Source organism: Bradyrhizobium sp. CB3481 (genome assembly GCF_029714305.1).
In the GTDB taxonomy this organism is placed as follows: Bacteria; Pseudomonadota; Alphaproteobacteria; order Rhizobiales; family Xanthobacteraceae; genus Bradyrhizobium.
On record NZ_CP121647.1, the window covers coordinates 1,188,440 to 1,207,089 of the forward strand.

Consider the following 18,650-nt stretch of genomic DNA (forward strand, 5'->3'; position numbering starts at 1 on the left):
GGTCCCCTACACGCATAAAATTCGCGAGGGGGCAGCCCGGCGCTGCCGGCAGGGAGCTTGGGGAAGGTGAATACCGATATCGCGCGCACACTCGCGGCGTTGAATGCCACCAACGAAGCGATTCTGTACGCCAAATCACCTGAAGAGCTGTACGCGAAGGTCTGCGAGGCCGCGTTTTCGGTCGGCGACTTCCTCGCCGTGTCGATTTTCCTGCTCGAGCCGGACACCAATTTCCTGCGCTTCGCCGCCGGCTGCGGCGATGACGTCCCCCGGCTGCGCAGCATCGATATTTCGATCCTGGCCGGCACGCCCGAAGGTTCCGGCGTTGCCGGGCATGCCTTCCGCGACCGCCGCATATGCGTCAGCAACGATTTTCTAAACGAACCGCGCTCGCTGGCGTGGCGCGAAGGCGCCAAGGCCAACCAGGTGGGGGCGGCAGCGGCGCTGCCGCTGCTCTGCAACGACCAGTGCGTCGGCGTACTTCTGGTGTCGCGGCATGAGGCGCACTCGATCGACGACCAGCTTGTCGCAATGCTGGAGCGGGTGTCGGCGAACGTTTCCTTTGCGCTCGACAATTTCGACCATGAGGCCGCACGCAAGAACGGCGAGCGCACCATGCGCCGCCTTAACCGGATGTTCGGCGCGATCAGCGCCACCAACGAGGCCATCCTTCGCGCCAAAACCGAGCAGGATCTTTATCAGCGCGTGTGCGATGCCGCCGTGCACAGCGGAAAGTCCGCGGCGACCGTGGTCCTGTTGGCGGAGCCGGACTCGATCTGGCTGAAGCCGGCTGCCGGCACCGGCGCCATCGTCGAGCAGATCATGCGGGCGCCGTTCTCGATCGACGTGGATAATCCCTATGGAAAGGGCGTCTGCGGCAGGGCTTTCCGTACTCAGCAGCCCGCGATCAACAACGATATCCTCAACTCGACGGTAGGGCAGCCCTGGCATCAGGCCGCGCGTGAGACCGGCGTCACCGCCTGCGTCGCCGTTCCCCTGATCAAGCGCGACGAGAGCATCGGCGTGCTGCTGTTCTTCGTCGGCAAGCTGTGGGCAGAGGACGAGGAGATCGTCGCCCTGATGGCGCGGATCGGCGAGAACGTCTCATTCGCGCTGGAAAATTTCGAACGCGCCAACGCAAAGGCGAAAGCCGACGCCCAGCAGGAGCGGCTGGCGCGCATGTTGGCGGCGCTAAGTGCCACCAACGAGGCGATCATCCGCGCGACGTCGCGAAAGGAACTGTTCGAACTGGTGTGCGAAGCTGCCGCAAAGGGCGGCCGCTTCAATTCGACCAGCGTCTTGCTGGCGAGGCCCGACAGCGATCACATGGAAATGGCGTCCGTCGCCGGGCCGACCGCGAACAACATGCGCCGGGTCAAGGTCTCCACCGATGCGAATCGTCCGGAAGGCCGTGGCCTCTGCGGTAACGCCTTCCGCTCCCGGCAGGCTTGCATCGGCAACGATCTGCGCGCCGATCCGCGCGGATCGGCATTTCATCAGTTCATTCACAGCGATGGCGCGATGTCCGGCGCGGCGTTTCCGCTGCTGGTTTCCGGCGAAGCTGTCGGCGTGATGTTCTTCATCTCCTCAGAGAAGAACACCTTCACGCCCGAATTCGCCGAGCTGCTGCAGCGGCTCACCGACAACGTGTCATTCGCGATCGGAACTTTCGATCGGGCCGACGAGAAGGCCAGGACCGAAAGCCAGAAAAAACGCCTGACTCGGATGTTCGCCGCGCTCAGCAGGACCAACGAAGCCATCATGCGGGCAAAATCCCGCACTGAGCTGTTCGACCTCGTGTGCGAAGCCGCGGCTGATGGCGGCAGATTCACCTCGACCACCGTCGCGCTGAAAGATTCCGCCAGCGACCTGCTCCGGATCGTGGCCGCCTCGGGCCCGGCGGCTGAGACGACCCGGCACGTCAGGCTCTCGGTCGACGAAAACCGGCCCGAGGGACGGGGGCTTAGCGGAACAGCGTTCCGGACTCGGCGTCCCTGCATCACCAACGATTACGTCACCGACCAGCGCGTCGCCGCCTTCCAGGCCGTGGTTGGCAGCTATGGCGCGCAGTCCGGGGCGGCCTTTCCGCTCGTGGTGCGCGACGAGCCGGTCGGCGTCATGATCTACATGTCCCTCGACAAGGACACCTTCACCGCCGAATTTGTCGAACTGCTGCAACGCTTGGCCGACAACGTCTCTTTCGCGTTGGAAAATTTCGACCGTGCGGACGACAAGGCGCGGACCGAGGTGCAGAAGGAGCGCCTGACGCGCATGCTGGCGGCGCTGAGCGCTACCAACGAGGCCATCATCCGCGCCACGTCGCGGCCGGAACTGTTCGAATTGGTATGCGAGGCGGCCGCGACGGGCGGCAAGTTCACCCTGACATCCATCGCGCTGACAAAGCCCGGCAGCGATCTTCTCGAGGTCGTGGGTGCAGCCGGTCCGACCGCTTCGAGCGCGTGGCAGGCAACGATATCGACCGATGAGAAACGTCCCGAGGGACGCGGGCTGTGCGGCCAGGCGATTCGTTCGCGCCAGCCCAGCATCATGAATGATTATCAGGCTGATCCGCGGGCGGCCGCATTCCACGACAGGGCCCGCCTTGACGGCACGAATTCCGGCGCTTCATTCCCCTTGATGACGCACGGGGAGGTGGTCGGCGTGATGTCGTTCATGGCGGTCGAAAAGGACACCTTTACCGCCGAGTTCGCCGAGCTGCTGCAGCGGCTCGTCGACAACGTGTCGTTCGCGCTTGAGAATTTCGACCGTGCCGACGAAAAGACCAAGGCCGACGAACGGATCGAGTATCTGGCCTCGCACGACAGCCTGACCGGTCTGCCGAATCGCGAAGTGTTCAACGGCATGCTGCGCCGCGCGATCGACGGCGGCGCGCGCTATCAGCGGCAATTTGCCCTGCTGTTCATCGACCTCGACAGGTTCAAGGTCATCAACGACTCGCTGGGCCATGACGCGGGCGACATGCTGCTGGTGGAGATCGCCCGCAGGCTACGCCGCGCCTTGCGTTCGAGTGACGTCGTGGCGCGGCTCGGCGGCGACGAGTTCGTGGTGATTGTGGAGGAGACGGCCGAGCGCCACGAGGTCGAGCACATCGCCGGCGAGCTGCTTTCGGTGCTGAGCCAGCCGCTGCTGCTCAGCGGCCATGAGTGCCATACCACGGCCTCGATCGGGATCGCGATGTATCCGTCCGACGGAACGGATATGCAGACGCTGACCAAGAATGCCGACATGGCGATGTATCTCGCCAAGGAAGACGGCAAGAACGGCTTCCGCTTCTTCTCCAAGGAGATCAAGACGCAGTCGATCGAGCGGCTGACGATGGAAAGCGCGCTGCGCCGTGCGCTGGAGCGCGATCAGTTCTCGCTGCATTATCAGCCCAAGATCGACATGGAGAGCCGCCAGATCACCGGCGTCGAAGCGCTGCTGCGCTGGGATCACCCCGAGCTCGGGTCGGTGTCGCCGGGCCAATTCATTCCGCTCGCCGAAGAGACCGGCCTGATTGTTCCGATCGGCCGCTGGGTGCTCAAGGAAGCCTGTGCGCAGAACATGGCCTGGCAGCGCCGCGGCCTGCGGCCGGTCACCGTGGCGGTGAACCTGTCGCCGCGGCAGTTCGCCGATCCGCACCTATTGCACGATGTCGACGAAGCATTGCTGGCGAGCGGCATGTCGCCGGTGCTGCTGCAGCTCGAAGTCACCGAAAGCATGGTGATGCGCAACGTCTCGCGCGCGATCAAGATCCTCGACGCGATCCAGAGCCGTGGCATTCGCCTTGCGATCGACGATTTCGGCACCGGCTATTCGTCGATGTCGCTGATGAAGCAATTCCCGATCGATACGATCAAGATCGACCGGTCCTTCGTTCGCGACCTTCCCATCGATTCCGAAGACCAGGCCATTGCGCAGGCGATCATCAGCATGGGCAAGGCGCTCGGCATGACCGTCATCGCCGAAGGCGTCGAAACCGTGGAGCAGGAGACCTTCCTGCGCAACCATGCCTGCGATGAAATGCAGGGCTTCCTATTCTCCAAGCCGTTGCCTGCAAGGCAGATGGCCGACCTGCTGCGGTCCGAACCGCGGCTGGATTCACCGCCGCTGCAGCCGGAGGCCGGCTCAGGGCTGAAAGGCGCTGTCGTCTGACGGCTGCGGATGCAGCTCGCGGATGGCCTTTGCTTCCGAAACCTGGGCCTTGCGGGGAAAATCGTGCGGCCAGGGCAGGGAGGTCTGTCCTGTGAACGCACCGAGAAAGACTTCCGCGCCTTTGGCGTAGCTTGCCCGATCGGGCAAACCCAACCTGGCGCACCATTCTACCGGCAGAGATTCCGCGGCGTTGCGCAGCGCCATGGCCGGTCCCCACCACCATGCCGGGGCGGGCGACCGTTCCGTTTCGGGAACGGCCCGCCAGCGGACATATTCGTCGAGTATGCGTTCAAACTGCAGTCGCGCGGCGGGGTGCATCCTGTCTCCTGTCACGGGATGATATCTGCATCCGCGCGCGGCGCAAATGCTGTCGGCCGCTTATTGACGCCCGTGCTGCCAGTGCGCGGTGACATCTGCGCCTGACTTGTTGAGGTGGACGTGCTGGTCGACATGGTCGACCCACGACACCGGAATGAAATGATGGTGCTGACCGTCGGGCGAACTCTGCTTAGTCAGCTTGATCTTGTCGGTTCCTTCCATGTGATCGACTTGGCCGACCGCTTTTTTGTCCGACGAGATGACGTCCATATGCTCACGGATTTGCGAGGCAACGTTCATGTTCCACATCCTCTATCGTTGGAAACGGGAAACGCGCCGCCATGGAAATAGTTGCGGGGATGCAAGCTGCTATGCGAGGTGGCGCAGCACGGTGGGTGGCGTTGACAGCTCAGCTTCCGCTGCGATGGCCGGATGATCAGGGCCGTGATCTAACGGCTATTTCTCTTCCGCCGCCGTCGAGGTCGCCGGGCCTTCGCCCATGATCAGTAGGATAGTATCTTCATCCTTGGCGCCGTCCCAATGGATTTGCTTGGCGAAATGGGTGACGAAGCTGCCGGCAGGCATCGGCGTCGTGCTGGCTGGATCGAATTTCGGGCCGGTGCCGACCCACCACGTGCCCTGTAGCACGACGATGTAGCGATCGTTCGGATGGAAGTGCGGGCGGCTGAAATGGTTGCCCTTGGTCCATTTGTTGTAGACCATGTAGAAGCCGGGCTTCGAGGGATCGCCGACCACGACGGCGTTTTGCGCGCCCGCCGCGTTGACCGGCCCCCACGGAATCTGGTCCGGCAGTTTGTAGGCGACCGCGGCCGGATTTAGCTCCGCGGCGGCCGCGACGCCTGTCGCAGCGGTGAACGCGAGCAGTATCGTGAGGCGTCGCCAGGGTCTGCTTGTCGGCTTCATGGCTTGCTCCCAATGGCTCGTGAGCTTGCAGCTCATCTCTTTGGTCCGGCCATGCTAGCTGCTCCCGTTCACGCTGGACAAGGCGCCCCGGGTGCATGCGTGACCGGCGGCTGCGACACGCGCGATGCGAACAACGCAACTGCAGCATGAAAAACGGATTTACGCCTGATGTCGTGATGCTAGGTTGCCGCCCAACGAAAAGCAGCCATGGGAGGGCTACGTTCATGAAGCGATTGTCGATACTTGCAGCGGGCTTGTTGATGGGCGCGGCCGCCGTCCAATTTTCGAGCGTCGCATCGGGCCAGAGCGGCGGCTGGGTGACGCTCGTCGACGGCAGCAAGATGCTCGATTGGGCCGAGGTTGGCAAAGCCAATTGGGCGGTGAAGGACGGCGCGCTTACGGCGGATAAGATTTTGGAAGGAAAGGATCCCTCTTATCTCGTCAGCAAGGAGTCCTATAAGGATTTCGAGATGAAGGTCGAGTTCTGGGCCGACGATGATGCCAACAGCGGCATCTTCATTCGCTGCGACCAAGCGGCGAAGATCGACGCCAAGATCTGCTACGAGGTCAACATCTTCGATAAGCGACCCGATCCTACATACGGCACCGGCGCCATCGTCGACGTCGCCAAGGTCGATCCGATGCCGAAGGCCGGCGGCAAGTGGAACACCTTCGAGATCACCGCCAAGGGGCCGCACCTCGTCGTCGTGTTCAACGGCCAGAAGACCGTCGATGTTCAGGATTCAAAACATGCCGGCGGCCCGTTTGCCCTGCAATACGGGGCTGGCGTGATCAAGTTCCGCAAGGTGCAGATCAAGGCGCTGTAGCTGCTTGCTCGATCGGCTTGCGTAACGCCTTCTTCTCCCTCTCCCGCTTGCGGGGAGGGCGGGGTGGGGTGCTTCCGCATCAGGGCTGTTAGAGTTTGTCCCTGCCAGGTGCGCCCGTCTTCAGCGGATGCGCTTTTTTGTGCCACGCCCAGGCGGTGCGGATAATGGTCACCAGGTCCGAATGAGCGGGGTGGAAGTTCAGCGTGTCGCGCGCGGCGGAGGGGTCGGCGACCAGGTAGGTCGGATCGCCCGGTCGCCGCGGCTTGACGACATGCGGGACCTCACGCCCGGTCTCGGCCGCGATCGCGGCGAGGATTTCCCGCACCGAAAAGCCGTTGCCGGTGCCGAGATTGAACGCGCCGCCGTTATGGCCTTCCAGCAACAGTTTCAGCGCCAGCACATGGGCCGCCGCGAGGTCGGTGACGTGGATGTAGTCGCGGATCGCCGTCCCGTCGGGCGTGTCGTAATCGTCGCCGAACACCGCAAAGTCGGGCACGTGTCCCTGCAGCGCCATCATGGCGCGCGGGATAAGATGGGTCTCCACCTCGCGCATCTCGCCGATGCCACCGGCCGGATCGGCGCCCGCGGCATTGAAGTACCGCAGCGCGAATGAGCCGAAGCCGTAGGCCGAGCGATAATCCGCCAGCACACGCTCGACCATCCATTTCGAGGCGCCGTAGGGATTGATCGGCGCGCACGGATGGCTTTCCGGCAGCGCCCGGCTGTCGGCGTTGCCGTAGACCGCGCCGGAGGAGGAAAACACCAGGCGGCTGCAGCCGGCCGCGCGCATCGTCTCCAGCAGCGCCAGCGTCCCGGCGAGGTTGTTGACGTAATATTTCTGCGGATCGGCGACGGATTCGCCGACCAGGCTCGAGGCCGCAAAGTGCATCACCGCGACAATGCCGTGCTCGGCAAAGGTCCGCGCCAGCGTGGCCTTGTCGGCGATATCGCCGACCACCAGCGTGCCTGTGGCGAAGCTGTGGTGGCCGGTCGACAGATTGTCGTAGGTGACCGGCAGGTAGCCGGCTGCTTCCAGCGCCCGGCAGCAGTGCGAGCCGATATAGCCGGCGCCGCCGGTCACGAGAATTGCAGGACGTTTGCTCATTGGTCGTGTTTTCCGCCGATATCCGCCGGTCGGCTCCTGTTCAGCAACAGATAGAGCGCGCGCGGGTTGGTGGTCAAATAGCGCCAGAACAGGCGGCGCGGCTCCAGCCAGATCCGCCAGGCCCATTCTAGACCGGCATGCTGCATCCAGACCGGCGCACGGACACGGCTGCCCGACAGGAAGTTGAACAGCCCGCCCGATGTCTTGATGACGCCGACATTGGAGAGCGCGGGCGCGAACTCTTCGACGAAGGCCTGCTCATAGGGAACGCCGAGCGCGACCCAGAGATAGTCCGGCGCCAGTGCGTTGATTTCGGAAACCTTGGCGCGTAGCGCCTCGCCGCGCAGATAGCCGTGGCATCGGCCGACGATCTTGAGGTCGGGATATTGCTGGCGAACGTAGGCGACGGCGGCGGCGTTTTCCGCATCGTCCGCGCCGAGCAGGTAGAAGGTGAGGCCCGCGGCCTGCGCCTTGCGGGCAACGACGTGGAACAGGTCGGTGGTCGCGACGCGCTCCGGCAGCGGCGTCTTCGACTTGAATTTCGATACGGTGACCAGGGGCTGGCCGTCGGCATTGATCAGGTCGGCAGCGCGAAACAGCCGGTCGGTCATCGGCTCGGTCGAGCAGCGCGCCAGCACCTCGCCATTGGCCGAGGTCAGGTACAGCGGCCGACTGGCGCGGCGCTGCGGGAACACCGCATCGATCATGAAGTTCGCGGTCTGCTCCAGATCGAGCACGGCAAGCCGCAAGCCGCCCAGCGTGATGCGCGGTATGCTGGCCGTGGCGGCCCTGCCGACGGGATTTACGCGGCGCTCACGCATACTGCTTGTCCTGCTGTGAGCCTAGCGCCGTCGCGCTGACTTCGCTGAGGACGACGCCGACGATCTTGCGTTCGTCGCCGCCGAGGGCGGAGATGATGCCCTCCATGTGTTCGTTGATGTCGAGCTGCGTCGGCAAGATCCCAACCAGCCCGTCCGCGATATCGAGCAGCTTGCGGTCGGCCGATCCCCACGGCAGCGCCGGTCCGTCGAGGATCACGAGGTCGTGGCCGGCCTCGGAACGGGCCTGCGCAACCGCCTTTCGGATGGCGTCGGCGGCCTTGGCGTCGCCGGCATTTGCGGCCGGCAGGATCGAAATGCCGTTGGCCGTCGGAATCGCTTGCGGCGGCTTGGCGCCGATGCCAAGCCAGCCGAACCGGCTTGGCTCGCTCTTGGCGAGGTGGCTCACCTTGCCCGATAGCGCGCGCTGCTTGAGGTCGGCATCGATCAACAGCACCTTCACGCCGTCGCGTGCGGCGGCAAGGGCGATGTTCAGCGCGGCAATGCTGCGATCCTGGTCGGCATCCGCGCCGATCACGGCCATCACGGGCAGGGGCTGCTCGCCGGCGCGCCGGGCCAGCGCCGCGCGCATCTCGCGCATAGCGGTGAGGACCGCCATTTGCGGAAAGCCCGCGCGCAGCGTCGGCCAGCCGAGCCGCGTGACGTCGGCGGTTTCGTCCGTTGCGAGGATGCCGCCGAGCGTACGGATCACGTCGGTTTCCTGCAGCTCCAGGATCATCGGCTTTTCGATCAGGCTGACGGCGGCTTGCGGCCGGGGTTCGCCGCCGCCCTTCGCCACCGCCGCCGCGAATTCTTTCAGAGCTTCCTTCGGCGTTTCTTTCGGCTGCGGAAGCGGGCCCGTACCCGGGGCCAGTTGATTGGCCGCGATGATCCACCCCGCGGCAGCCAGTCCGCCCAGCACAAAGCCGATCATCGCCAAGAGGCTCATCGCCGGCGGGAAGGTCCGCCGCTGCGGCACCGTGGCTTCGCCGATGATGCGTGCGTTCGAGGTATTGAGGCTCTCCTGCTCCTCGGTCTCGCGCGAGCGCTTCAGGAATGACTGATAAACGTCGCGGCTTGCCTCGACATCGCGTTCGAGTTCGCGCAGGCGCACCGAGGCCTGGCTCATCTGCACGCTCTGGCGCTTCTGGGCTTCCAGCGCCTTGCTGAGGGAGGCTTCATAATCGCGGGCACGGATCAGGTCGTTCTTGGCGGCCTGGGCAAAGCGCCCGACCTCTTCATTGATGGTGCGGCGCAGGTCCTGCACCTGCTGTTCGGCCTGACGCAGCGCCGGATGGCGTGGTCCCAATTCGCTCTGTAGCTCCGCCTGGCGCTTGCGCGCTTCGGCATGCTGCGCCCGGAGATTGGCGATGGTCTGCGATTGCAGCACCTCAGGAATGGCGCTGGGATCGGACGCAGCCTTGCGGCTGGCTTCGATCTGGTCGTACTTGGCCTGGGCGTCAAGCGTCAGCGCGCGGGCGGCGGCGAGCCGCTGGTTGCTGGAGGACAGCTGCTGGTCGCTGATCAGCGTGTCCTGGGTGCCGACGAAATTGTTCTGAGCCTTGTAGACGGCGAGCGTGTTCTCGGCGTTGCGCAGTCGTTCCTGCAGTTCCTTCAGCCGGCCGGACAGGTCGGTGGTGGCGCGCCGCGCGGCAGCGGCCTGCGACTGCTTGGATTCGGCGAGATAGGCCTTCGAGATCGCATTGGCGAGCATCGCTGCCTTGGCAGGCTCATAGGACCAGACGTCGATGTCGACGATGAAGGTGCGATCGGTCTTCTTGACGTTGATGTGCCGATTGAGCGCTTCCAGCGCGCCCATCTGGATCTGCTTCTGCTGTTCGGCGGATGGCCGCAGCTCGATCCCGACCAGGCCGAGCAACGATCCAAGAAAACCCCTGCCGTCGCTACCGCCAAACTCCGGATCCTTTTCCAGATTGGTGTCACGGATCACCTGCAGCAGCACGTTGTTCGAGGTGATGACGCGCGCCTGGCTCTCCACCACCATGGCAAGGCCGGAAATATCCTGCGCGCGCGGCGTCAGCTCGCGGTCGACCAGCTGCAGTTCGCGGGGATCGACATAGAGCTGGGCGGAGGCGGTGTATTTCGGCGTCAGGCTCTTGCCGACCGCGACGGCCGTGCAGGCGGCGATCAGCGCGGCGGAGGCGATCGCGGCCTTGCGCTGCCACAGCAGCTGGACCAGTTCGAGCACGCTGAAGCCGGCCGGCGCGGCTGCCGCCGGCCTGCCCTCGGGCTTCGTCCGCTCTATCGGCTGGTCATAGATAAGCATCGGCCCCAGCTTCCATTCGAACTGCCATACGCAACGGCTGAGGGGTTACTCTTCGGGTCACGCCCGCTGAACAAACGCAACAGGAAAAATTAACCATACTCACCAAGGGACTATTCCCGGAATTGGCAAAGAAAGCGTTTAACCGCGGGCGCATCGCATCGCCTCCGCCATGGTCATAACCGGGATGTTTCGGCACACCGCCGCCTCGAGCGCATGGCTGAGCAGAGCGGGGGTGCAGCCATAAGGGCTCGGCCGCTCTGCAACGTCGTGGCCGTAGAAAATTAACCATCCGTTAGTGGTCTGCGCCTCGTCGAACGCGCGGTCGATGCCGGCGCCGTCCATCTCGCGATCGATCAGCGGCATGGCGCGCAGGAACTGCAGGTCGACGCCGCCGGAATTGACGCCCTGCACGATGCTGCGGCAGGTCTGAAACGATTTTCTGAGTTGATATTTCCGCGCGTAGGAGCCGTATCCGAACGGATAGGCGAAGCTCTCGATCCGGACCGAGGGATCGAGCGCGCGAAGATAGGCGCGGTTGCGCACGATTTCCCGCCGCATCGCGGCCTCGTCGAGGTCGCAGGCGCGCAGATGCGAGAACGTGTGGCAGCCGATCTCGTGACCCCTGCGATGAAGCGCGATCACGTCGTCGGCATCGCCGGCCACCCAGTCCGGCGTGTCGGCGCCGACCAGGCTGCCGGAGACATAGAACGTCCCCCGCGCGCCTTGGGCTTCCAGCATCGCGGCGCCGGTCGTGACGGCGCTCTTCGGCAGATCGTCGAAGGTGAAGCTGACCATCGGTGTCGGGTTGCGCAGGCGGAACAGATCGACGCGCAGGTGCATCGCCAGCCGGTGGCCGACCTTTGCCCTTGCTTCTGACAACAGCGCGTTCATCGTCTTCAACGCTTCCGAAGGATCACGTGGTAGTCGCCGTGGCGGACATCGGTTTTGCCAGGCAGGAAGAAGTTCATGACGCGCGCGGCAGCATCGACCAGCGCCGCGAAGGCCGGCATGCGCAGCCGCATCTCTGGATAGCGCGGGCTCTCATACTGCTTGCGATAGATCATCTGCAGGCCGTTGGCCTCGGCGAACGCCTCCAGGTTAGAAAGCGTGACAAGCGGATGGAACAGCGTCGGGAATGGCGCGTGGCCGGGCAGGCCGGCTTTCTTGTCGCCGCGGACGTGGCGGTAGAACCAGACATGAAACCAGTGCGGCGAGTATTTGGTAACCACGCCGGACAGCGATTTCGGATTCGGCGCGCCGATCAGGATCAGGCCGTTCGGCTTCAGCGCCTCGCAGAAGCGCAATAGCGCGGCTTCGACGTCGGGCACGTGCTCGATCACGTTATAGCAGATCACGAGGTCAAAACTGTTCGGCTTGAAGCGATGCACCTGGATATCGCCGAGAATCGCCTGGTGCGCATAATCGTTGTTGCGGATCTGGTCCTCATCGATATCGACCACGGTGACATGGGCGCGACGCAGCACCTTGAGCGGCAGGAAGCTGGTCGAGCCGCCGCCGGCCTCGTAGATCGCGAGCTCCCCCGAGGGAAGGATCGCTTCGAGAATACCATGGACGGTGAGCAGGCTCTGCCGCGCCTCGCCATGCGCGAGCTCGAGCAGCGCCTGCGGATGCTGCGCGGCTTCCGGCGCGGCGGTGGCGGTCTGCGTGTGGCCAAGCGTGACGGCATCGTCCATCGACGTCATCCATTCCGAGGTGGGGGTTGCCTTGTTCATTCTAATTTTCCCAATCGACGCGCTGGAAAGCGTCCAGCAAGGCGCGGTCTTCCCTGTGAATCGACGGATCGAGTGGCACGCGGTTGGTGCGCTGATATTTCCAGTTGCTGCCGATCTCGCGGAAGTGCCGGAACGAGAACTGCTTGGTGCAGAAATACGAGGCCCACCAGGAGAAGATCGAATGGACGTGCCATTGCGCATGCGTTGGGCATCGGCTCGGCACCACCGTCCATTTCGGCAGGCATTCGTTAGCGTCGCGTCGCAGCCCTAACCGCGAGACCTGGTAGTCCGGCGGCATCAGGACGGAGAAATCGGCGTGCCGATGCGGCGTCTTGCTGTTATCGTCGCGCGTGCCGTCGTCGATGCCGATGATCCAGCGGCCGCGATACCGCACCAGCCCGGTCCGTGACCGTTCGGCGGCTTCAAATACCGATTGTCCCGTTCTCGACAGCACGAGCTCGTCGATATCGGAGTTCATCGCGCTGCGGGCATGCTGCAGGAATCGCCATCGCGCGTGCTCCCAGGCGCCGAGCTGGCAGAAATCGGAATCCCAGTGGTCCCAGCTATTGGCGCCCTGCGGCCCGTATTTGAACGGCCACTCCATCACGACCGAGCATTGGATGCCCGGGACCGAGCGGAGCGCCGCGCTCAACGTGGCGGCATCATAGGCACTGGAGCCGTTGTCATAGATCAGGACGGCATCCGCGCCGTGAATGTCGCGGTTGAACCGCACCCAGTCGAGGATCCACTCGATCGGGTTGTCCTTCGACATCGTGAAGATGACGCGGCGGTCCCGGAACATTTTCGAACTGTTCGGCGACACCGGGAAGGTAAAGCTCCCGAGATCGCCGAGCGCCTGGATCGGACCGGCGTGCTCGGCAATGTCCAGCCACAATTGGGCATGGCGGTCGAGGCGCCGCGCCCGTGCCTTGCAGGTCCCGGAGCCACTGATGAAGGTTGTCGTCGCAACGTCGCGCGCGAGATTGAAGAACGGCGGCGCGAATAGGGCGACCTTCGATTGGCTCACTTGTACTGCGTCATAGAACAGCGTGTTGCTATCGAAGTCGCGGTCGAAATGCTCGCCGCGGAATTCGAGCGGGCGCGTCGCCTCGCGCCGCTTGTCGGTGAAGTCAGACAGCGACACCGGGTTGGTTCGACAAATGAGATGTCGATTGTCGGCTGCGACGGCCGGACTTTTGCTGGCGAGCCGCATCATGGTTCTCTGACCGATATGCTGGGAAGGCCCGTGACGGGCGCGGTGAGGGAAGAGGCCGGAAGCGGGCATTCGTGCCCTGCTTGGCTGGCCGGCCAGAGATTTCGGCGTGCGCCCTGGACGATCACGGCTTTTCGCAGTCCTGCGATATCGAATGCGAAGGCCGCCACGACATAGACAAGGCAGCCGGTGGCCGCGAGGATGCCGAACGAGAGGATGCCGATCGGCAGCAGCGGTTTCAGGAACGTCAGCACCAGCGCCATGATCGCGGTCGCCGCGACGATGCGCACGGCTTGGAAGGCGTTGAAGGGCAGCGGGAATGCCTTGCGCGTCAGATACCAGCCGAACGCCGCGCCAAAACCCTCGACGATGACGAGGCTCACGGCCGCGCCGACCAGGCCAAATCGCGCGAGCAGCAGCGGCATGACGAGCAAGTTCGCGGTCAGCATCGCGATGCTCTGCGTCGTCATCATGAACGGCGTCTTGGCGAGATGAAAACTCGCATGGATGTAGGACTGCGAGAAGGACTGGAACAGCCAGGCGAAAGCCAGGATCGGCATGATCTGCGCGGCGGTCTCCCGGAACTCGGCGCCAAGGATCACGCCGGCGATATAGCTGCTCGTCAGCACCACGCCGACGACGGCCGGCAGCACGGCGGCGAGCAGGATTTCCAGGCTGAATTCCAGATGCGGCCGGGCTTCGTCCGCACCGCCATTGGCATAGGCGCGCACCGCCAGCGGGATCGTCGCGGAAGCGATGCTGACTGCCGGGATCAGGATGATCTGCCGGACGAGGTCGGCGGAAGCGCCATACTGGCCGGCGGCGTGGTCGCCCATAAAATGAAACACCAGCATGCGGTCGAGCGCGGCATGGATCGCAAACACGATGCCGGACAGCGTGATCGGAATGCCGAAACCGGCAAACGTGCGCAGGTCGGAAAGCTTCGGCCCGGCGACCGGCGAGCGCAGGATCGTGCTCGCAAACAGCGCGGTGGTGACGAAGTAGGTTAGTCCGGCCATGGCTAGCTGGAGCAGCCCGCCGCCGCCGAGCAGCGCCGCGATCAGGCACAGCACGAAGGCGAGGCAGGCGCGAATGATAGACGCCGACATGAACGCGAGCGATTGCAATCGCGCCTTGAGCAGCTCCTGCCCGAGTTCGAACAGGCCCAGCCCCAGTGCGAAGAAGACAGCGGCGATATTGCGTTCGAACGATACCGACGTGGTCAGCGTGGCAACAAGAAGGGCGAACGGAGCGGCGAGGGCGGAGATGAGATAGGCGAGGAAAATGGTTTTACGGACATCGACCGTTCCGCCTTCCGACTGGAACCGCAGTGCGGAGACGCGAACCCAGGTGAACAGCAGCGCCGAGACGATGCCCGCAGTGCTCAAGCCGACGACATAGACGCCATACTCGTCCGGCGACAGCAGCCGCGTGAACACGACCGCGCTGAGCAGGCCGACGGCCGCCGACACGACGCTCGCAACAGAATAATGGACCGTCTGGCTCAGCATTAATGTTTCGGCCTTTGAAGCGCGGAACTCCGCTCCGGCAATGAGTTCAGGGTTAACGACACGGCACTATTCATCTCGACAATCTGCCGGAGGGTGGCCGTCAACAGGCGCAGACCTCCCGCAGCCCCATTGGAGCAAGAACAGTGCCGGACCGATGCGCCACATCCTGCGGTGCGTCGGCGTGGTTAACCGGCTGATTTTCCGCGTTTTCTCGCAGACAATTCATCGGCGCCGGCGGAGCTCGGTCGTTCCGCTACTGGTTGCCTGTCCTCGCTGTCCGCATTTGCGACAGCGAAAGCTACTCCCGTTGCGCGGTAACCATCGCGCGCGTCGCTTCGGCGTGCTCGCCGCACTGGACTCGATATTGCAAAGCCGATTGGCGAAATCGTCGACCGCGTTCGACGGATGGATTGCCGATGTTAAATTTTCGACGGAATTTCTTTTTGCAGCAAGCGCCACCGGTCCGTTTTGATACAGCCCGCCTGTCCGGCCTGTATCCTTTTGCGACGGCGTTCGTTCGTTATCGCGCCGCTGGGCTTTGCTGCGTCCGCGCCGGGCTGGTGAGCCCGAGGTGACGGAATACCGCGCCGACATCGACGGCCTGCGGGCGATCGCCGTCATTCCTGTGCTGCTTTATCATGCCGGCGTATCAGGCTTTTCCGGCGGCTTCGTCGGCGTCGATATCTTCTTTGTCATCTCTGGCTATCTGATCTGCGGCATGATCGCTGCGGACCTTCGTCGCGGCACGTTCTCGCTCGCCAACTTCTACAAACGGCGCATTCTGCGCATCCTGCCCGCGCTGTTCGTGATGTTCCTGATCACCAGCGTTTTCGCCGCGATCTATTGCCTGCCGGTCGAACTGGTGGACTACGCGAGAAGCCTTGCCAGCGCCGTTGCATCGGTCTCGAACGTCTATTTCGCGCAGACTGCCGGCTATTTCGATCCGCCGGCCGAAACCAAGCCGCTTTTACATACCTGGTCGCTCTCCGTCGAAGAGCAGTTCTATTTCGCGGTCCCGCTGTTGATGCTGCTGATCCATCGCTTCGTGCCAAAGCGCGTCGGGATTCTGTTCGCCATGGTCGCAGCGATCTCCTTCGCTGGCGCACTGGCGATGAGTGCGCGAAACCCCACCTTCGCGTTCTATCTCACCCCGTTCCGGGCCTGGGAGCTGGCGCTCGGCGCGCTGCTCTCGGCGGAGTTCCTTCCGGTGCCGGAGACCGCATTTTGGCGCAACGCCAGCGGCGTGTCCGGGCTGCTACTTCTCTTTGGCGTCATCGCATTCGGATCATCGGCGATGCCGCTTCTCGCGATGACGGGCCTTGCCGCGCTCGGCACTACTCTAGTGATTGCGTCGAGTGAACGCAGCGTATCGCTCGTAGGACGATTGCTGTCACTCAAGCCGTTGGTGTTCGTCGGGCTGATCTCTTACTCGCTCTATCTGTGGCACTGGCCACTAATCGTGTTCCAGCGCACCGATGGTATTTTCTTCGCAGTGTCCTCCGCATCGGCGAAGCTGACGCTGATCGTTCTTTCCTTCGGCTTGGCTTATCTGTCGTGGAAGCTGGTCGAGACGCCGTTCCGTAGCCTGGCAAAGGGAACCTCAAAGGCCGCGATTTTCGGCGCGACCTCGGCCGCGATGCTGTCGACGGCCGGGCTGTGCGGAATGGTGATTTTTCTGAGCGGCGCGCCGTCGCGCTTTCCGCAGCGCGTCGTCGAGATCGGCTCGTTCCTGGCCTACGATTCATCGGCTGCGTTCCGTACCGGGCGCTGCTTTCTCTCGACCAGCCGCCAGCGGCTCGATACCGAAACCTGCCTGAAGATTGACCCGGCGCGGCCGAATTATCTGCTGGTGGGTGACAGCCACGCCGCGCATCTCTGGTCTGGGCTCTCGCAGGCCATGCCCGAATTCAACATCATGCAGGCGACCGCCAGCCTGTGCCGGCCGGCCGTTACTGCTGGATCGCGGTATGACACCCCGGTGTGCCGCGCGATGATGGAATTCGTGTTCGACGACTTTCTCGCCCGCAACAAGGTCGATGGCGTGCTGCTCGCCGCGTCCTGGAAGGACGAGGATCTGCCATTCCTGTCGGCCACGCTGCAACTGTTGAAGTCGAAGCGCATCGACGCCACGGTGCTCGGCCCGATCGTCGAATATGATGCGGCGCTACCCCGGCTTCTAGTGGATGGGATCCTGCACGCCACACCGTCGCATGCGAGCGCGAAGCGGACGCCGGGGATTCGTGAGCGGGATTTCGCCATGAGGCACATGGTGACGGCCGCCGGCGCCAGCTATCTTTCCGTTTACGACGCGATGTGCCGTGACGATCGTTGCGACGAATATGCGCGAGGCGATATCCCGATGCAGTTCGATGCGGGTCATCTCACGGCCGAAGGCGCGATCGAGGTCGGACGAAGGCTTTCAGTCGCCTTTGCCCGCAAGCATGCAAGAGCAGCCGATGTTTCAAACTGATCCAACAAGGCGCAAGAAATTCGGCCTGAAGCGGCTGGTGCTGTTTGTCGCCGCCTTTGTCACGACCGTGCTGCTGCTGGCGCATGTCGACAGCAATGCCGCCTCGCGCGCCGCCTCTACTCCCGCGAAATTCGCCGGCGCCTTCGTCAATTGGGGCCCTGTCGGGCGCGAGCACACGCTGCAGACATGGGAGAAATGGCTGAAGCAAAAGCCGTCCTCAGTGCTCGGCGTCGACTTCTATGGCCAGGCGACCTGGGAGGATTTCTTCAAGGTCGACTGGGTTCCCGGCATCTGGAAGAAGCTTAACTCCGCGCGCAACGTGGTGTGGTCGATTCCGCTGACCATGAAAGGCACGCCGCTCGCCGACGTCGCCGAAGGACTGCACGATGCCGAATTCGAAGCTGCGGCCCGCGCGATTTCGCAGGCGCATCCGCAGGCGATCATCCGCCTCGGCTGGGAGATGAATCTGGCTGAAATGGCCTGGTTCGCCAAAGGATATGAAGCCGACTACATCAAGGCGTTCCGCCGCGTCGTCGAAATATTCCGCCGCCACTCGACTGACTTCAAGTTCGACTGGTGTCCGGGCTGGGGGCCGCAGGATGGCCCTGCCGATGCAAGCTATCCTGGCGATGACGTCGTCGATTACATCGGCCTCGACGTTTACGACTTCAAGCAGGAAGGCACGCCGGAGGAACGCTGGAACGCGTTCTACGTCAAGGCGCCGTTCGGCCTGGAATGGCACCGCGAGTTCGCGCGTCAGCACGGCAAGAAGATGAGCTATCCCGAATGGGGCGTCGGCAACGCCGGCGACAATCCCTTGTTCATCGAAAAAATGCACGACTGGTTCATGAAGAACGAAGGCAGCATCGCCTACGCCGCCTATTTCGACGTCAACGGCGCTTGGCCGACCCAGATCGACAACGGCCAGTTTCCGAACGCGCAAGCCTTGTTCCGCAAGCTGTTCAGCCGCTGATCCTGTTCCGCACGATAAACTAACTCTGGCACCTCGTACCCGCTCAAATCCCTCATCCTGAGGAGCGGCGTCTTCGCCGCGTCTCGAAGGATGCGGGCCCGACCGCGGCCTCATGGTTCGAGAGGCGCGGAGCCTGTCATCGGGCCGCGCTACGCGCGGACCCGTTGGCGCTCCTCACCATGGGGGCTTGAGTCCAGCGCGTGTTAACACCGTCCGTTAACCGTCGCCGGAGTTCTCGGCTTCGCGCTCTACCGCGGGACCGATTATTGCACCGCTCTGCGCGTTACGTCCGCAGGAGCGTATCGCTCCCGGAATG

At 63.6% G+C, this 18,650-nt stretch carries 14 protein-coding genes; 4 read left to right on the forward strand and 10 right to left on the reverse strand.

What is annotated here, in order from left to right; translation table 11 throughout:
- The first annotated feature begins 66 nt into the window (after positions 1-66).
- Positions 67-4,155 carry a GAF domain-containing protein gene (locus tag QA643_RS05650; protein ID WP_283032214.1) on the forward strand — a complete coding sequence of 1,363 codons (4,089 nt, stop codon included), beginning with the start codon at positions 67-69 and terminating at the stop codon, positions 4,153-4,155.
- Here the strand turns inward: QA643_RS05650 and QA643_RS05655 are convergent.
- The 3 genes from QA643_RS05655 to QA643_RS05665 all read right to left on the reverse strand — a co-directional run bounded on the left by QA643_RS05655 (position 4,129) and on the right by QA643_RS05665 (position 5,397).
- Positions 4,129-4,473, reverse strand: coding sequence for a hypothetical protein (locus QA643_RS05655; protein ID WP_283032215.1), 345 nt, complete (start codon positions 4,471-4,473; stop codon positions 4,129-4,131). The genes QA643_RS05650 and QA643_RS05655 overlap by 27 nt on opposite strands.
- A 60-nt stretch (positions 4,474-4,533) precedes the next feature.
- Positions 4,534-4,773 (reverse strand): DUF2171 domain-containing protein, encoded by a 240-nt coding sequence (locus QA643_RS05660; protein WP_283032216.1) that lies wholly within the window; start codon positions 4,771-4,773, stop codon positions 4,534-4,536.
- A 156-nt stretch (positions 4,774-4,929) separates the two neighbouring features.
- Positions 4,930-5,397 carry a cupin domain-containing protein gene (locus QA643_RS05665; RefSeq protein WP_283032217.1) on the reverse strand — a complete coding sequence of 156 codons (468 nt, stop codon included), beginning with the start codon at positions 5,395-5,397 and terminating at the stop codon, positions 4,930-4,932.
- 224 nt (positions 5,398-5,621) lie between these two features.
- On the opposite strand from QA643_RS05665, the gene QA643_RS05670 reads away from it, so the two are divergent.
- On the forward strand, positions 5,622-6,224 hold the full coding sequence (locus QA643_RS05670) for a DUF1080 domain-containing protein (RefSeq protein WP_283032218.1): 603 nt from the start codon (positions 5,622-5,624) through the stop codon (positions 6,222-6,224).
- Between the two features lie 88 nt (positions 6,225-6,312).
- On the opposite strand, the gene galE is transcribed toward QA643_RS05670, so the two are convergent.
- From galE to QA643_RS05705, 7 genes are all read right to left on the reverse strand, one after another.
- Entirely contained in the window at positions 6,313-7,329 is a 1,017-nt protein-coding gene (galE, locus tag QA643_RS05675) for a UDP-glucose 4-epimerase GalE (RefSeq protein WP_283032219.1), read from the reverse strand.
- Entirely contained in the window at positions 7,326-8,150 is an 825-nt protein-coding gene (locus QA643_RS05680) for a WecB/TagA/CpsF family glycosyltransferase (protein WP_283032220.1), read from the reverse strand. The genes galE and QA643_RS05680 overlap by 4 nt, the downstream gene beginning before the upstream one ends.
- Positions 8,143-10,434: an exopolysaccharide transport family protein gene (locus QA643_RS05685; RefSeq protein WP_283032221.1), complete on the reverse strand. Its 2,292-nt coding sequence runs from the start codon at positions 10,432-10,434 to the stop codon at positions 8,143-8,145. The genes QA643_RS05680 and QA643_RS05685 overlap by 8 nt, the downstream gene beginning before the upstream one ends.
- 138 nt (positions 10,435-10,572) lie before the next feature.
- On the reverse strand, positions 10,573-11,325 hold the full coding sequence (locus QA643_RS05690; RefSeq protein WP_283032222.1) for a polysaccharide deacetylase family protein: 753 nt from the start codon (positions 11,323-11,325) through the stop codon (positions 10,573-10,575).
- Positions 11,326-11,330: 5 nt separating this feature from the next.
- Entirely contained in the window at positions 11,331-12,167 is an 837-nt protein-coding gene (locus tag QA643_RS05695; RefSeq protein ID WP_283032223.1) for a class I SAM-dependent methyltransferase, read from the reverse strand.
- Between the two features lies 1 nt (position 12,168).
- Entirely contained in the window at positions 12,169-13,311 is a 1,143-nt protein-coding gene (locus QA643_RS05700; RefSeq protein WP_283032224.1) for a hypothetical protein, read from the reverse strand.
- A gap of 68 nt (positions 13,312-13,379) precedes the next feature.
- Positions 13,380-14,891, reverse strand: coding sequence for an oligosaccharide flippase family protein (locus tag QA643_RS05705; RefSeq protein ID WP_283032225.1), 1,512 nt, complete (start codon positions 14,889-14,891; stop codon positions 13,380-13,382).
- Between the two features lie 571 nt (positions 14,892-15,462).
- On the opposite strand from QA643_RS05705, the gene QA643_RS05710 reads away from it, so the two are divergent.
- On the forward strand, positions 15,463-17,361 hold the full coding sequence (locus QA643_RS05710; protein WP_283032226.1) for an acyltransferase family protein: 1,899 nt from the start codon (positions 15,463-15,465) through the stop codon (positions 17,359-17,361).
- Complete coding sequence (locus tag QA643_RS05715) at positions 17,348-18,334, forward strand: hypothetical protein (protein ID WP_283032227.1); 987 nt, start codon at positions 17,348-17,350, stop codon at positions 18,332-18,334. The genes QA643_RS05710 and QA643_RS05715 overlap by 14 nt, the downstream gene beginning before the upstream one ends.
- The last annotated feature ends 316 nt before the right edge of the window (positions 18,335-18,650 follow it).

Excerpts from the sequence above, each read along its gene's own strand:
- QA643_RS05655 (WP_283032215.1), bottom strand. The coding sequence starts at position 4,473 with ATGCACCCCGCCGCGCGACTGCAGTTTGAACGCATACTCGACGAATAT.
- QA643_RS05660 (WP_283032216.1), bottom strand. The coding sequence starts at position 4,773 with ATGAACGTTGCCTCGCAAATCCGTGAGCATATGGACGTCATCTCGTCG.
- QA643_RS05665 (WP_283032217.1), bottom strand. The coding sequence starts at position 5,397 with ATGAAGCCGACAAGCAGACCCTGGCGACGCCTCACGATACTGCTCGCG.
- QA643_RS05670 (WP_283032218.1), top strand. The coding sequence starts at position 5,622 with ATGAAGCGATTGTCGATACTTGCAGCGGGCTTGTTGATGGGCGCGGCC.
- galE (WP_283032219.1), bottom strand. The coding sequence starts at position 7,329 with ATGAGCAAACGTCCTGCAATTCTCGTGACCGGCGGCGCCGGCTATATC.
- QA643_RS05680 (WP_283032220.1), bottom strand. The coding sequence starts at position 8,150 with ATGCGTGAGCGCCGCGTAAATCCCGTCGGCAGGGCCGCCACGGCCAGC.
- QA643_RS05685 (WP_283032221.1), bottom strand. The coding sequence starts at position 10,434 with ATGCTTATCTATGACCAGCCGATAGAGCGGACGAAGCCCGAGGGCAGG.
- QA643_RS05690 (WP_283032222.1), bottom strand. The coding sequence starts at position 11,325 with ATGAACGCGCTGTTGTCAGAAGCAAGGGCAAAGGTCGGCCACCGGCTG.
- QA643_RS05695 (WP_283032223.1), bottom strand. The coding sequence starts at position 12,167 with ATGAACAAGGCAACCCCCACCTCGGAATGGATGACGTCGATGGACGAT.
- QA643_RS05705 (WP_283032225.1), bottom strand. The coding sequence starts at position 14,891 with ATGCTGAGCCAGACGGTCCATTATTCTGTTGCGAGCGTCGTGTCGGCG.
- QA643_RS05715 (WP_283032227.1), top strand. The coding sequence starts at position 17,348 with ATGTTTCAAACTGATCCAACAAGGCGCAAGAAATTCGGCCTGAAGCGG.